We start from the raw sequence: 13,417 nt of genomic DNA, 5'->3' as shown, positions 1-13,417 counted from the left end.
TCACCAGGGCTTCACCGGTCGGTCAAAGACAGGGCGGCAGCCACACGAGCGGCAGGCCCACGAAAACGGTCGCTCCGGCGGCCGCCAGGTGCAGCAGGGCCGACAGGCCCGCCATGAACCGGCGCCGGGCCGCGCCGGCCGGGCCGTGCGGCCCGGGTGCGCGCGCCGCGCGCCAGGCGCGCAGGCAGACCCAGGCCGCGGCCAGCAGCATGCCGACGGTCGCCACGGTCCACAAGCTCAGGCCCAGGTTCAGTGCCGTGAAGGCGCCCGGCCCGGCTGGCGGCGGCGCCATCGCGCAGCCCAGCGACAGGCCGACGTAGGCCACCACGAACCAGAGCGACCAGACGCTGAAGCCCAGCGCCAGCTGCCAGGGGCTGTGGGGCGCGGGCCAGCACAGGGCGCGCGCGCCGCTCATCGCAGGAACCCCTGAGGCGCCAGCACGAAGGCCAGCCAGGCCGCCGCCGCCGCGCCGGCGCAGTAGTGCCACCAGGCCGCCACCACGCGCGGCTCGTAGGGCCGGTGCACGCCGACCCAGCCGCGGCGCGCGCGCGCGGCCTGCATCAGCGCCAGCACGCCCGCCAGCGCGCTGTGCAGCAGCAGGTAGATCAGCACCACGCTGAGCACCGCATCGTGCGCCGTGTCGCGCGGGCGCAGCGGCAGCTGCCACAGCAGCGCGCCCAGCACGCCTGCGGCCGCCAGGCCCAGGATGCCCGCGACCGCCATGCGCGCGGCCATGCCGTGCGCGTGGCCGGCCCGCAGGCCGCTTCGCACCCGCCGCAACAGCAGCACGCCCGCCCCGAGCAGCGCCACGACGCCCAGCATCGGCAGATGGCCCAGCATCGGCGCCGCCGGCGCCTGCCATTGCGGCGCCACGGTCCACAGGAAGAACCAGCCGAACAGCAGTGCGCCATACAGCGCCGCGTCGGCCAGCAGCGTCAGGTTCATGCCCCAGTGGCCGGGCCCGTCCAGGCCGTGGGTGTGCGGCCGCACGGTGCGGCCATGGACCACGGCTTCGGCCGTGCCGCCGCCATGCGCGGCGCCGTAGCCCGGGTGCTCGCCGTTGATCCACGACCAGCGCAGCAGTTGCGCCGCCGTGGCCACGGCCACCCCGGCTGCGGCCACGTACTGCTTGAGCAGCAGCAGCACGCACAGCAGCGCCAGCAGCAGGGCCGCCTGCAGCGGCAGCCAGCTGTTGCCGGGCAGCACGATCAGCTCCGTGGGCCGCGCCGACACGGCGCTGCTGCCCAGCGTCTCGCGGCCCGCCCCGTGGCGCGCGAGGGCGTGCGTGCCGTCCGCGATCTCCTGCGGCAGCGCGGGCCGCGACCACAGCGGATGGCGCGAGCGCAGCGGCGGCTGGCTAGCGAAGTTGTACGGTTCGGGCGGCGTGGCGGTGGCCCATTCCAGCGTGTCGGCGCCCCAGGGATTCACGGGCGCGCGCTTGCCCAGCCGCCCGTGCAGCGCCAGGTCGATCAGCACCGTCACGATGCCGAAGGCCATGACGAAGCCGAACACCGAGGAGACCAGGTTGGGCAGCTCCCAGCCCAGGCCCGCCTCGTAGGTGTAGACGCGGCGCGGCATGCCCAGCAGGCCGGTCCAGTGCATGACCAGGAAGGTGCCGTTGAAACCGATGAAGGTGAGCCAGAAGCCCGCGCGCGCGAGCCGCCGCGAGGGCATGCGCCCGCTGACGTGCGGCAGCCAGTAGTACAGCCCGGCCAGCAGCGGGAACAGCATGCCGCCCACCAATACATAGTGGAAGTGCGCCACCACGAAATGCGTGTCGTGCACCTGCCAGTTGAAGGGCACCAGCGCGAGCATGATCCCCGTGAGCCCGCCGGCCACGAAGACCAGCAGGAAGGCGGCTATCCACAGCATGGGCACCTCCCAGCGCGGGCGCCCGGTCCACAGCGTCGCGATCCAGGCGAAAAGCTGCACCGCAGTGGGCACCCCCACCAGCATGCTCGCGGCCGAGAAGAAGGCCTGCGCCAGCGCCGGGATGCCCAGCGTGAACATGTGGTGCACCCACAGGCCGAAGCTGATGAAGCCCACGCCGATCAGCGAGGCCACCACCCAGGCGTAGCCCACCAGCGGCCGCTGCGCGAAGACCGGCACCAGCGTGGAGATCACGCCCGCGGCGGGCAGGAAGATGATGTAGACCTCCGGGTGGCCGAAGAGCCAGAACAGGTGCGCCCACAAGAGCGGATCGCCGCCGCGCGTCGGGTCGAAGAAGGCCCAGCCGGCCGCGCGCTCCAGCTCCAGCAGCAGCGAACCCAGGATCAGCGGCGGAAAGCCGATCACGATCATGAGCGAGGTGACCAGCATCGACCACGCGAAGATGGGCATCTTCTGCAGCGACAGGCCGGCCGCGCGCGTGCGCAGGATGGACACCGCCAGCTCGATGCCGGCGGCCAGCGTGGCGATCTCGACGAAGGTGATGCCGATGAGCCAGAAGTCGGCGTTGATGCCCGGCGAATAGCGGTGGCTGGACAGGGGCGTGTACATGAACCAGCCGGCGTCGGGCGCCAGCTCGAACACCAGGCTGCTCGTGAAAATCAGCCCGCCGAACAGGTAGCACCAGTAGCCGAAGGCCGACAGGCGCGGGAACACCAGGTCGCGCGCGCCGATCATCTTGGGCAGCAGGTAGGCCGCCAGCCCCTGCAGCACCGGCACGGCGAACAGGAACATCATCAGCGTGCCGTGCATGGTGAAGGCCTGGTGGTAAGCCTCGGCGCCCATGAAGTCGTGCTGCGGCAGCGCCAGCTGCGCGCGCAGCAGCATGGCGAGCACGCCGGCCACCAGGAAGAAGAATGCGCCCGTGAGCATGAAGCGCAGCGCAATGGTGCCGTGGTTGACTGCCGCCAGCGCGCGCCAGCCCGGCGGGTTGCGCCAGACGGCCAGCAGGCCCTCGTGCAGCGCGCGGGCGTCGGGGGTGGAAGGGGTGGGGCCGCTCATCGCGCGCCCCCGGTGGCGGACGCTGCAGCGGGTGCAGTGGGTGCAGCGGGTGCGGCGCCGGCGTGCGGCGGACCCGACGGACCGGTCTCCTGCGCCTGCTGCGGCGCTTGTTGCGACTGCTGCGCTTTCTGTGCCTGCTGCATCCACGCCTCGAAGTCGCCGGCCGGCATCGCCTGCACCACCAGCCCCATGTGCGCATGGCCGGTGCCGCAGAACTCGGCGCACACGCCGCGGTAGGCGCCGGGCCGGTCGGCCTGCAGGCGCACGACCAGCGTGCGGCCCGGCACGGCATCGAGCTTGCCACCCAGGCGCGGCACCCAGAAGGAATGGATCACGTCACGGCTCATGGTGTGCACGTCGATCGCCCGGCCGGCCGGGATGCGCATCTCGTTGCGCAGGCGCAGGCCGCTGTCGGGGTAATGGACCTCCCACCACCACTGGTGGCCGATGGCTTCCACACGCAAGGGCGCGCCGCCCGCATCGCGCGCGCCAGGCCAGGGCAGCTGATGCAGCCCCGCGGGCGATCCGAAGACCAGCAGCGCCGTGATGGCCGTGCCGGGCAGCAGCAGCCCGCCGCCGATCAGCCAGCGCCGGGCCGTGCGGCGGTGCTGGGCCGGCGTCAGCGCCGCGCGTCGGCGCATCGCCAGTGCGCCCGCCACGCACACGCCCAGCCAGACCAGCGCGGCCACGCCGAACATCCACCACCAGACCTGCGCGATGGCACCGGCCGAGGGGCCGGCCGGGTCCAAGGCCGACAAGGGGCCGCGGCATGCACCGAGGCCGGGAAGCAGCGCCAGCGCACACACTGCGGCATGCCTCCTGCGCCCCCGCCCTCTTCCACCGCTGCCCACCACGCCGCGCCGGCGCCCGCCGCCATCGAGCCCATCCTCAGCCGCGCAGCCATCGCCGGCCATCCGCTGCATCCGATGCTGATCCACTTCCCGGTGGCGGCGCTGATCGGCCTGCTGGGCACCGACGCGGCCTGGATGTGGACCCAGGACCCGTTCTGGGCGCGCGCCGGCCTGTGGCTGGCGGGCGTGGGCGCGGCGGGCGGCTGGATCGCCAGCATCGCCGGGCTGGTCGATCTGCTGAGCGTGGCCCGCATCCGCCGGCTGGTCACCGCCTGGGGCCATGCGCTGCTGGCCGTGATGATGCTGTCGCTGGCCTCGCTCAACTGGTCGCTGCGCTGGCGCGCCGACGACCCGGCGCAGTGGCTGTGGCCCTGGGGCGCGGCCATCACGGGGCTGACGGCGCTGTTCATCGCGCTGGCCGCCTACCTGGGCGGGCGCCTGGTCTACGAGAAGGGCGTGGCCGTGGACCTGGCGCCGGACTGACAAGAACTCACTCAAGGGAAGGCTCCATTCAGGCCCGGCTTGGCGAGCACCAGCCAGGCGATGCCTAGCAGCAGCGGCAACAGCAGCGCGCCCACCGCCAGCGCGGCGCGGCGCGCGCCCTCCCGGCGCTCCAGGCGCAGGATGAACAGGCCGAAGCTGGCATGGCCCAGCACCAGCAGCGCCACCAGCGCCAGCTTGGCCAGCAGCCACGCGCCCAGCGTGCCTTGCCACACGAAGATCCAGGTGCCCGAGCCGATGGCCAGCAGCGCGGCCGGTGTCGCCAGCCAGATGAACAGCGCGCGCAGGATCTCGTCGTCGGGCGCGCCCAGCGCCACCGGCCGGCGCGCGCGCCCGCCTGCGGCGGCCACGGCCAGCGGCAGGTACAGCAGCGCCCCGCACCAGACGACCACGGCGCTGATGTGCAGCAGCTTCAGCCACGGCACGGGCGATCCCTTCGATGCAGGCCGCGCCCGCTCAACGCACGTCCACCGGCGCGTCGCGCCCCCGTGCGGCCGGGTCGGCCGCGCCGGGCTCGCGGTGTTCGGGCACCTTCTGCGCGTCCTTCGGGTCCAGCGCCTCCTCGCGCTCCGGGCGGTCCGGGCGCTTGAGCGCGGCGTCCTGCGCCTGCGCGGCCTTTCGGCGCCGGCCGTCCGGCGGCAGGCGGCCTTCCTCTTCCTTCTTGCGGCTGACTTCGCGGCCCTGTTGCGCAGGCTCGGCGGCGGGCGAGGGATTGGCACGGGTCCTGGGCGGGCGGCTGGGGCTCATGGCGTCCTCCGGGTCAAGGCGGGATGGATGAGGCGGCGCAAGGACGGCGTCATCGCGAAGGCAGTGCCCAGGCGATCACGCTGTCGCCGAGCTTCGTGTCCATGCGGTCGTGGCCGCCCACGGCCGCCACCACGTACTGGCGGCCATCGATCTCGTAGCTCATCGGGCCGGCCTGGTTGCCGGCGGGCAGGCGCGCCTCCCACAGCAGCTCGCCCGTTTCCGTGTCGAAGGCGCGCATGAAGCGGTCCAGCGCCGCGCCGATGAAGGTCAGGCCGCCGCCGGTGGTGACCGAGCCGCTGTTGTTGGGCGTGCCCATCTCCAGCTTCAGGCGCGAGGGGATGCCCAGCGGCCCGTGGTCGTAGCCGGTGCCCAGCGGCCGGCGCCACAGGATCTCCTGCGTGCGCAGGTCGGTGCCCGAGAGGTAGCCCCAGGGCGGCGCGATGCACGGCACCTTCAGCGGCGACATCCAGGGCTCCTTCTTGGCGCCATGGGTCGAGCCCACCTGCGGCATGTAGTCGGGCTGCGCGCTCTCGCCGCGAAAGACCGACTTCACCCCCATGCGCTCGATCTCCTCGCGCGGGTACACATGCTCGGTGTAGGGCAGGCGGTTGCTGTTCATGACCATGATGCCGCGCTGCACGTCGATGGCGACGCCGCCCCAGTTGATGCCGCCGTGGTTGCCCGCGTAGGCGATGGAGCCCTGCAGCGTGGGCGGCGTGTAGGGGCCGTCGTAGCGCAGCTGCTTGAACCGGATGCGGCACAGGAGCTGGTCGATGGGCGTGATGCCCCAGGCGTGGCGCTCGCGCAGCCGCTCCATCTCCTTGCCCGGCGGCCCCACGGTGTTGGGCATGCCAGGCGAGATGGGCTGCGTGGGCGCGATGCGCTCCTCGGTGTCCACGTATTGCGGCACCGGCATCTGCACCACGGGCAGGATCGGCGCGCCGGTGGCGCGGTCCAGCACGTAGACCTGGCCGTTCTTGCTGGCCTGCACGACGGCGGGACGCGGCCCCTGCGGCGTGGGCCAGTCCACCAGGTTGGGCGCGGGGCTCAGGTCGAAGTCCCACAGGTCGCGGTTGACGGTGCGGAAGTGCCAGCGCCGCTCGCCCGTGGCGGCGTCCAGCGCCACGAGCGCGGCGGTGAATTCGTCTTCGAGTTCGGTGCGGTCGGCGCCCCAGAAGTCGCTGGCCGGGTTGCCCGTGGGCAGGTAGACCAGGCCCAACTCGTCGTCGCCCGACAGGATCGACCAGACGTTGGGCGTGCTGCGCGTGTAGGTCTGGCCGGGCGGCGGCGGCGTGTGCACGCCGGGGCGGCCCAGGTCCCAAGCCCAGCGCTGCTGGCCGGTCACAGCGTCATAGCCGCGCACCACGCCCGAAGGCGCGTCGCGCTCCTCGCCGTCGGCCACCTGGCCGGTGCCGATGATCACGGTGCCGCGCATCACCAGCGGCGGCGAGGTGGGTGCGACGAAGCCCGGGAAGGTGTTGCCCGTGCCTTCGTTCAGGTCGACATAGCCCGCGTTGCCGAAGCCCGTGCACAGGCGGCCGGTGTCGGCGTCGAGGGCGCCCACGCGGCCGTCGACGACGGGCACGAAGACGCGGCGGCGGCATTCGGGCGCGGCGTCGGCAGCGGGCGACTCGAAGTACGCCACGCCGCGGCAGGTGCTGGCCGCGATGTTGGCCATCGCCTGGCGGTCGGCCTGCGGATCGAAGCGCCACTTCTCGGTGCCCTGCGCGGCGTCGAGCGCGATCACGATCTGGCTCGGCGTGCACACGTACAGCGTGCCGTCCACCAGGATCGGCGTGTTCTGGAAGGCGTAGTTGTAGTCGGCATCGTCGGGCTTCACGTCGCCGGTGCGAAAGTGCCAGGCCTCCTGCAGCTGGCCCACGTTCTGCGGCGTGATCTGCGCCGCAGGTGTGAAGCGGTTCGACAGGTTGGAGCCGCCGTAGGCCGTCCAGCTGCCCGCATCATGCGTGGCGGCGACGTTCGCGTCGGGCGACTGCACCGTGCCGCGGCTGAAGGCCTCGGGCGGACGCTGCTGCTTCGCAGAGGGATTCGCCAGCTCCACATGCGGCGAGCGCAGCAGCGGCACCAGGATGGCCATGGCGGCCAGCACGGGCAGCAGGCCTGCGCACACGCCCAAGGCCGAGGGGCGCAGGCCCGGCATCCAGGCCCGCGCCACGGGCCAGAAGGCCAGCAGCACCAGGCCCAGCACGCCGATCCAGGCCAGCCGCGGCACCAGCGCCCAGCCGTCCAGGCCCACTTCGTACAGGGCCCACACCAGCGTGAAGGCCAGCAGCGCGCCGAACACCAGCACGCCCGCGCGCCGGCCCGCGGCCATCAGCAGCGCGGCCAGCACCAGCCCCGCGCCGGCCAGCACGTAGTAGGGCGAGCCGCCCAGCGTGAGCAGCCAGCCGCCCAGCAGGGCGATCGCCAGGCCCGCCAGGCCCAGCAAGCCCTGGAAAAGAAGAAAAAGCCGCACGCCGAGGCTTCGGCGCGGCGGTGACGCATGCGTGCTCATGGCCAGTCCCGGTTGGCACGGCACGCACGCGCCGCCGGAGCGTGGCGCGAGTGCCGCTGCTTCAGGCCGCGCTTGCGTTGTTCTGGTCTTCGACGGCGCCCGCTTCGTTCATCTCCCTTGACTCGGGACCGATGCTAGGCAGGCCCGCACGCTGCGCCTGTCGGACAAGAGGACCTGTGCCCGCCGGGAGGGCCCGGGCGAGAGCGTTCGGCGGCGGGTCAGCCGGCCCGGGCTTTCTGCGCCTCCAGCATCGCCGCCATCTTCTGGTGGATCAGCTGGATGGCCTTCAGCGGCCGCACCATGACCTTGAACTCGCGGATCCTGCCCTCGGCATTCCACGTGATCATGTCGATGCCGTTGACGTGGATGCCTTCGATCTGCACTTCGAACTCCAGGATCGCGTGGTCGGCACCGACGGTTTCGCGCACGTAGCGGAAGCTGTCGTTGAAGAAGACCTGGAAGGCCGCGTACAGGTACTGCGCCGTGAGGGCCTTGCCCGCCTGCGGCGTGTGCACCACGGGCGAATGGAAGACGACGTCCTCGGCCAGCAGGGCGTTCAGGCCCTGCATGCTGCGCTCGGCCACCAGCGCGTGCCAGGCCTGCAGGGGGGCGGGTTGCTGCGTGCTCATGCGTGTCTCTCTCCGAAAGGGGATGGATGGATGGGGAAGCCGCAGCGGCACGGTAGCCCAAGCCCGCGACGCGCACGGCCGGGGCAGTCCAGTGCGCGACTGGGCCCCGTGAATCCTTTCACGGGCGCTGCGCGACGCGTGAGCACGCGCTTATTTGTTACATGCCCTGCGGTGTAGACTGCCGGGTTTTTCGATCTGGCCGCATGGTGTCTCAGCGCACGGCGATCACCGGCTCGACGCTCGTGCGCTTGCTCGCCCGGCTCACGCAGGTCGATGCCGCCGAATCCCCTCAAGTCTTCACGGAACAGCTCGGTCAGTGGATCGGCTGGGCCGAGGCCATTCCGTTGTCGGCGGCGCTGGGCGCGGCGGGCGCGGTGCAGCCGATGGAAGACGGCGTCTGGCGCGCCGACGCGGCCCATGCCGCGCGCGTGCATGCGCAGCTGGAACGCGAGATCGCCGACGAGGCGCTGCCACCGGTGCGGCGCGGGCGCCAGCCCACGCTGCACGGCGTGCCGCTGCCGCCGCCGGTGCCCGACTTCGGCACCTGGCGCCGCCGCTACCAGACTCGGCAGCAGTCCTTCGACAACGCGATCGCCCCGCTGCGCGCGCAGCTGCGCCAGGTGCTGGCGGCGGCGTCGCCCGAAGGCGCGAAGCTCGCCGCCGTGGACCAGGTGATGGAACGCGTGCTGGCACTGCAGGAGCGGCAATGGCTGGCCGGCGTGCCGGGCCTGCTCGAAAAGCACTACGAAAAGCTCCAGCAGGCCGAAGACGCCCACCCGGCGGGCGCGCCGCCGGTGCCAGCCGGCGCCGACGAACCGCCCTGGGTGCGCCGCTTCGTGCAGGACATGCAGCACCTGCTGCGTGCCGAGCTGGAATTCCGGTGGCGGCCCATCGACGGGCTGCTGGCGGCCCTCGATGGCAGTGACAACGGTGCCCGTGCCGACGCGGCGCCCCAAGAAGAACCGAACCCATGACTCGACTCCTCCATCTCGCCATCTTCCTCGCCGGCCTCGTGGCCGTGGGCTGGGTGGGTGCGGGCTACCTCGGCGCCAACCCGCTCGCGCTGGCGATGACGCTGCTCATCGCCGCCTTCTACGTCATCGGCGTGGCCGAACTGTGGCGCTTCCGGACGGCCACGGCGTCGCTCCAGGCCGCGCTGGACGCGCTGGCGGGCGCCGCCGCGCCGCCGGCCGCACTGGACGACTGGCTGCGCCAGCTCCCCGCGTCGCTGCGCGCCGCCGCGCGCCGCCGCGTGGAAGGCGAACGTGCGGCCCTGCCCGGCCCGGCGCTGGCGCCCTACCTGTCGGGCCTGCTGGTGCTGCTGGGCATGCTGGGCACCTTCATCGGCATGGTGGTCACCTTGCAGGGCACGGGCAGCGCGCTGGGGGCGGCGCAGAACATCGACAGCATCCGCCAGTCGCTGGTGGCGCCGGTGCAGGGGCTGGGGCTGGCGTTCGGCACCTCGGTGGCGGGGGTCGCGGCCTCGGCCATGCTGGGGCTGCTCGCGGCCCTGCTGCGGCGGGAGCGCGCACAGGCCGTGCAGCAGCTCGACGCGCAGGCCGCCACCACGCTGCGCGCCTTCTCGCCCGCGCGCCAGCAGGAAGCCGCGCTGGCCTTGCTGCAGCAGCAGGCCGGCGCCATGCCCGCGCTGGTCGAGCAGGTGCAGGCGCTGATGCAGACGCTCGCGCGCCAGCAGGAAACGCTCAACGAGCGCCTGGGCAGCGGCCAGTCGCGCTTCCATGAGGAAGCGCAGAACACCTACCGCGCGCTGGCCGCGTCGGTGGACCAGTCGCTGCAAAAGAGCCTGGACCACAGCGCCCGCGTGGCGGCCGAAGCGCTGCAGCCCGTGGTGCAGGCCACGCTGGCCGGCCTGGCGCAGGAAAGCGGGCAGCTGCAGCAGGCGCTGGCGGCGCGCGTGCACGAACAGCTCGACCGCCTGGGCGGCCGCTTCGAGGCCACCAGCGCCGCCGTCGCGCAGAGCTGGCAGGCGGCGCTGGCCGAGCACCAGCGCAGCACCGAGGCGCTGTCGCAGTCGCTGCAGCACACCCACGCGCAAGCCGCGCAGCAGCAGGCCGAACGCCATGCCACGCTGATCGATGCGCTGCAGGCCAGGCTGGACGCGAGCGCCGAGCGCCAAAGCCGCCAGTGGCAGGACGCGCTCGCGCTGCAGCAGCGCCAGGGCGAGGCCCTGAGCGGCCAGGCGCAGGCCGCGCTGGAAGCCGCCGCGGCACGCTTCGATGCCGTGGCGCAGCAGTTCGGCGCCGGCACGCAGCAACTGGTCGATGGCGTCGATGCGCAACTGCACAAGCTCACCGGCCAACTGGCCGGACAGTGGCAAGGCGCGCTGGCCGAACAGGCCCGCCAGAGCGAGGCGCTGCAGCAGCGCAGCGGGGCCACGCTGGAAGCCGCCTCGCAGCGCTTCGAGGCCGTGGCGCAGCAGTTCGGCGCGCAGGCCGGCCAGCTCTTCGAGGGCGTGGACACGCGCCTGCAGGCCTCGGTCGCGGCCGTGGCGCAGCAGTGGGAGCAGGCGCTGGCGCAGCACGCGCAGAGCAGCGCGGCGATGGGCGAACGCACCGAGGCCGCGCTGGCAGCCGCGAGCGTGCGCTTCGATGCCCTGACGCAGCGCTTCGAGCAAGGTGCCACGGCCCTGGTCGAAGGCGTGGGCGCGCGGCTGGAAGGCGCCGTGGCCCGGGTCGCGGCGCAGTGGGACCAGGCGCTGGCCCGCCAGACCGAAGCAGGCGCGCAGCTCGGCGAACAGACCCGCAGCGCCTTGCAGGCGGCCAGCGAGGGCTTCGGCCAGCAGGGCGCCGCCCTGCTGCACAGCCTGCAGCAGGCGCAGGCGCAAGACCGGGCCCAGGCCGCCGATCAGGACGCGCAGCGCCTCGCGGCCTGGACCGCTTCGCTGGCGCAGATGCGCGACAGCCTGCAGCAGCAATGGGCGCAGGCCGGCGCCGAGAACGCCGCGCGCCAAGCGCAGATCTGCGACACCCTGGCCGCCACCGCGCGCGAGATCACGGCCCAGAGCGAGGCCCATGCGCGCAGCACCATCGAACAGATCGGCCAGCTGGTGCAGGCCGCGGCCGAAGCGCCGCGCGCCGCCGCCGACGTGGTGGCCGAGCTGCGCCAGAAGCTGTCGGACAGCATGGTGCGCGACAACGCCATGCTGGAAGAGCGCACGCGCATCCTCGACACCCTCTCCACGCTGCTCGACGCCGTGAACCACGCGAGCACCGAACAGCGCGGCGCCATCGACGCGCTGGTCAGCACCTCGGCCCAGCTGATGGAGCGCGTGGGCGCGCGCTTCGGCGAACAGGTGCAGGCGCAGGCCGGCCACCTGCAGGACGCCGCGGCGCAGCTGCAGGCCGGCACGGTGGAGATCGCGAGCCTGGGCGAAGCCTTCGGCGGCGCGCTGCAGCACTTCGGCCAGGGCAGCGAGAAGCTGGTGGCGCAGCTCGCGCGCATCGAGGAGGCGCTGGATGCGTCCCTGGCGCGCAGTGACGAACAGCTGGCCTATTACGTGGCGCAGGCGCGCGAGGTGATCGACCTGAGCGTGATGTCGCAAAAGCAGATCATCGAGGACCTGCAGCAGATCGCCTCGCGGCAGGCGCGCGCCGTGCAGGCCGGCGCATGACGCACGAGGAAGATTTCGACGGCGACGGCACGGGCGACCAGACCGCGCCCGTGTGGGCCGTGTTCGGCGACCTGATGGCCGGGCTGCTGGGCGCCTTCGTGCTGCTGCTGGTCTATGCGCTGGGCCTTCAGGCCGACCTGAGCGCCAGGCTGCAAACCGAGGTGCAGCAGCGCCAGCAGGAAGCGCAGCGCCGCCAGGCGCTGGAACAGGTGCTGGCCGGCCCGCTGGCCAGCGGCCGCGTGACCTTGGTGGACGGACGCATCGGCATCAGCGGCAGCGTGCTCTTCGCCTTCAATTCGGCCGAGCTGCAGCCCGAGGGGCGGCAGCTGCTCAAGACCCTGGCCGCGCCGCTGGCACGCTACCTGGCCGAGCGCCGCGAGATCCTGATGGTGAGCGGCTTCACCGACGACCGGCCCATGCGCGAGGACGCGCGCCGCTTCGCGGACAACTGGGAGCTGTCGGCCCAGCGCGCGCTGACGGTGACGCGCGCGCTGATCGACGAGGGCCTGCCGGCCGAGGACGTGTTCGCGGCCGCCTTCGGCGCGCAGCAGGCCGTGGCCTCCAATGCCGACGCCGAAGGCCGCGCGCGCAACCGCCGCGTGGAAATGGCCCCGATGCCCCGGCCCTCCCAGGGCGCCACGCCGGCCACCGCGCCAGTGCCGGCCGCGGCCGCGGGCGCGCGCGCTGCCGGGGCGGAGAAAGCCGTGCGATGAACACCCCGCCAGCGCCTGCCCACGGCGACGAGCCGCTTCCCGCGGACGGCGCTGCGCCGCAGCACGCGGACGCCCTCGCGCAGCTGCTCGCCGACTGGCGCCGCCGGCATCCGGTGCCCGCGCAGGCGGGCGGCGAGGGCCGGCTCGACACCCTCTTCATCCATGCCCTGGCGCGCCAGGCCGAGACGCGCCGGGGCGCCGTGCGGGACCGGCTGCACGCGCGGCTGGCCGAACTCATCGCGGCGCACGACGCGCGCGCGCCGGCGGCCGGGGTGCCGGCAGCCGCCGATGCCCGGCCGGTGCCGCGCACGGCGCGCGTCGAAACCCGGGCATCGGCCGCGCCGGCGCGCGCGGCGCGCACGCCCCGCACCGCGCTGGCCGGGCTGCTGGCCCAGCTGGAGCAGCTGGCGCGCCCCGGCACGCTGCCGGCGAGCGCCGACCGCCCCTCGGCCACCGACGAGGCGCTGGCCAGCCTGGGCGGCCCGCCGGACCTCAAGGCCATGGGCTACTTCCGCAGCACCTGGAGCCGCCTGAGCGCCGAGCGCCGCCTCACCCAGTCGCTGGCGCGCGTGCCCGACCAGGCCGGTCCGCTCAACGCACAGCACCTGGTGCACCAGACCCTGGCCGCCATGCGCGCGCTCTCGCCGGGCTACCTGAACCACTTCCTGGACTATGCGGACACGCTGATGTGGCTGGAACGCGCGCAGTCCGCGCGGCCCGACGAGGCCGCGCCCGCCCGCAGCGCCGGCAAGGGTGGCAAAGGCGGCAAGGCGCCGGCCAAGAAGCTGATCGTCAAGCGCAGCAGCCGCACACGCTGAGGGCGGAACTCCGGCCGCGCCCACCGGCGCCGTCGGGCGCAGCCGCATCGCGCCGCCCTTATC

At 73.4% G+C, this 13,417-nt stretch carries 12 protein-coding genes; 5 read left to right on the top strand and 7 right to left on the bottom strand.

Features of this window, described 5'->3' with window-relative positions; all coding sequences use genetic code 11:
- Positions 1–22 precede the first annotated feature (22 nt).
- Genes LG388_RS17225 through coxB form a run of 3 tightly spaced genes read right to left on the bottom strand, consistent with a single transcriptional unit; the run spans position 23 to position 3,707 of the window.
- Positions 23–415, bottom strand: coding sequence for a hypothetical protein (locus LG388_RS17225; protein ID WP_225783960.1), 393 nt, complete (start codon positions 413–415; stop codon positions 23–25).
- Entirely contained in the window at positions 412–2,949 is a 2,538-nt protein-coding gene (gene ctaD / locus LG388_RS17220; protein WP_225783959.1) for a cytochrome c oxidase subunit I, read from the bottom strand. The genes LG388_RS17225 and ctaD overlap by 4 nt, the downstream gene beginning before the upstream one ends.
- Positions 2,946–3,707, bottom strand: coding sequence for a cytochrome c oxidase subunit II (gene coxB / locus LG388_RS17215; RefSeq protein WP_225783958.1), 762 nt, complete (start codon positions 3,705–3,707; stop codon positions 2,946–2,948). Before coxB ends, ctaD begins: the two co-directional genes overlap by 4 nt.
- Before the next feature lie 54 nt (positions 3,708–3,761).
- Here coxB and LG388_RS17210 point away from each other — a divergent pair, with 54 nt between their 5' ends.
- Entirely contained in the window at positions 3,762–4,283 is a 522-nt protein-coding gene (locus LG388_RS17210; protein WP_225783957.1) for a DUF2231 domain-containing protein, read from the top strand.
- A gap of 11 nt (positions 4,284–4,294) precedes the next feature.
- Here the strand turns inward: LG388_RS17210 and LG388_RS17205 are convergent, their stop codons facing one another.
- The 4 genes from LG388_RS17205 to LG388_RS17190 form a co-directional block, all read right to left on the bottom strand.
- Entirely contained in the window at positions 4,295–4,726 is a 432-nt protein-coding gene (locus tag LG388_RS17205) for a CopD family protein (protein ID WP_225783956.1), read from the bottom strand.
- 31 nt (positions 4,727–4,757) lie between these two features.
- Positions 4,758–5,048 carry a hypothetical protein gene (locus LG388_RS17200; RefSeq protein WP_225783955.1) on the bottom strand — a complete coding sequence of 97 codons (291 nt, stop codon included), beginning with the start codon at positions 5,046–5,048 and terminating at the stop codon, positions 4,758–4,760.
- A gap of 49 nt (positions 5,049–5,097) precedes the next feature.
- Positions 5,098–7,563 carry a membrane-bound PQQ-dependent dehydrogenase, glucose/quinate/shikimate family gene (locus LG388_RS17195; protein WP_225783954.1) on the bottom strand — a complete coding sequence of 822 codons (2,466 nt, stop codon included), beginning with the start codon at positions 7,561–7,563 and terminating at the stop codon, positions 5,098–5,100.
- Between the two features lie 218 nt (positions 7,564–7,781).
- Positions 7,782–8,192 (bottom strand): nuclear transport factor 2 family protein, encoded by a 411-nt coding sequence (locus tag LG388_RS17190; protein ID WP_225783953.1) that lies wholly within the window; start codon positions 8,190–8,192, stop codon positions 7,782–7,784.
- Between the two features lie 203 nt (positions 8,193–8,395).
- On the opposite strand from LG388_RS17190, the gene LG388_RS17185 reads away from it, so the two are divergent.
- Genes LG388_RS17185 through LG388_RS17170 form a run of 4 tightly spaced genes read left to right on the top strand, consistent with a single transcriptional unit; the run spans position 8,396 to position 13,354 of the window.
- Positions 8,396–9,166: a DUF3348 family protein gene (locus tag LG388_RS17185; protein ID WP_225783952.1), complete on the top strand. Its 771-nt coding sequence runs from the start codon at positions 8,396–8,398 to the stop codon at positions 9,164–9,166.
- Complete coding sequence (locus LG388_RS17180; RefSeq protein ID WP_225783951.1) at positions 9,163–11,823, top strand: DUF802 domain-containing protein; 2,661 nt, start codon at positions 9,163–9,165, stop codon at positions 11,821–11,823. Before LG388_RS17185 ends, LG388_RS17180 begins: the two co-directional genes overlap by 4 nt.
- Positions 11,820–12,536, top strand: a complete 717-nt coding sequence (locus tag LG388_RS17175) for an OmpA family protein (protein WP_225783950.1) — start codon at positions 11,820–11,822, stop codon at positions 12,534–12,536. Before LG388_RS17180 ends, LG388_RS17175 begins: the two co-directional genes overlap by 4 nt.
- On the top strand, positions 12,533–13,354 hold the full coding sequence (locus tag LG388_RS17170; protein WP_225783949.1) for a DUF2894 domain-containing protein: 822 nt from the start codon (positions 12,533–12,535) through the stop codon (positions 13,352–13,354). The genes LG388_RS17175 and LG388_RS17170 overlap by 4 nt, the downstream gene beginning before the upstream one ends.
- Positions 13,355–13,417: the final 63 nt, after the last annotated feature.

Origin of the sequence: Xenophilus sp. Marseille-Q4582 (assembly GCF_916700565.1) — a bacterium.
GTDB lineage: Bacteria > Pseudomonadota > Gammaproteobacteria > Burkholderiales > Burkholderiaceae_C > Xenophilus.
This window is presented reverse-complemented; position numbering and strand designations above follow the sequence as displayed.

Bases quoted from the DNA above. Each gene is read 5' to 3' on its own strand.
- LG388_RS17170 (WP_225783949.1), top strand. From the start codon at position 12,533: ATGAACACCCCGCCAGCGCCTGCCCACGGCGACGAGCCGCTTCCCGCG.
- LG388_RS17195 (WP_225783954.1), bottom strand. From the start codon at position 7,563: ATGAGCACGCATGCGTCACCGCCGCGCCGAAGCCTCGGCGTGCGGCTT.
- LG388_RS17225 (WP_225783960.1), bottom strand. From the start codon at position 415: ATGAGCGGCGCGCGCGCCCTGTGCTGGCCCGCGCCCCACAGCCCCTGG.
- LG388_RS17200 (WP_225783955.1), bottom strand. From the start codon at position 5,048: ATGAGCCCCAGCCGCCCGCCCAGGACCCGTGCCAATCCCTCGCCCGCC.
- LG388_RS17185 (WP_225783952.1), top strand. From the start codon at position 8,396: ATGGTGTCTCAGCGCACGGCGATCACCGGCTCGACGCTCGTGCGCTTG.
- ctaD (WP_225783959.1), bottom strand. From the start codon at position 2,949: ATGAGCGGCCCCACCCCTTCCACCCCCGACGCCCGCGCGCTGCACGAG.
- LG388_RS17180 (WP_225783951.1), top strand. From the start codon at position 9,163: ATGACTCGACTCCTCCATCTCGCCATCTTCCTCGCCGGCCTCGTGGCC.
- LG388_RS17190 (WP_225783953.1), bottom strand. From the start codon at position 8,192: ATGAGCACGCAGCAACCCGCCCCCCTGCAGGCCTGGCACGCGCTGGTG.
- LG388_RS17210 (WP_225783957.1), top strand. From the start codon at position 3,762: ATGCCTCCTGCGCCCCCGCCCTCTTCCACCGCTGCCCACCACGCCGCG.
- LG388_RS17175 (WP_225783950.1), top strand. From the start codon at position 11,820: ATGACGCACGAGGAAGATTTCGACGGCGACGGCACGGGCGACCAGACC.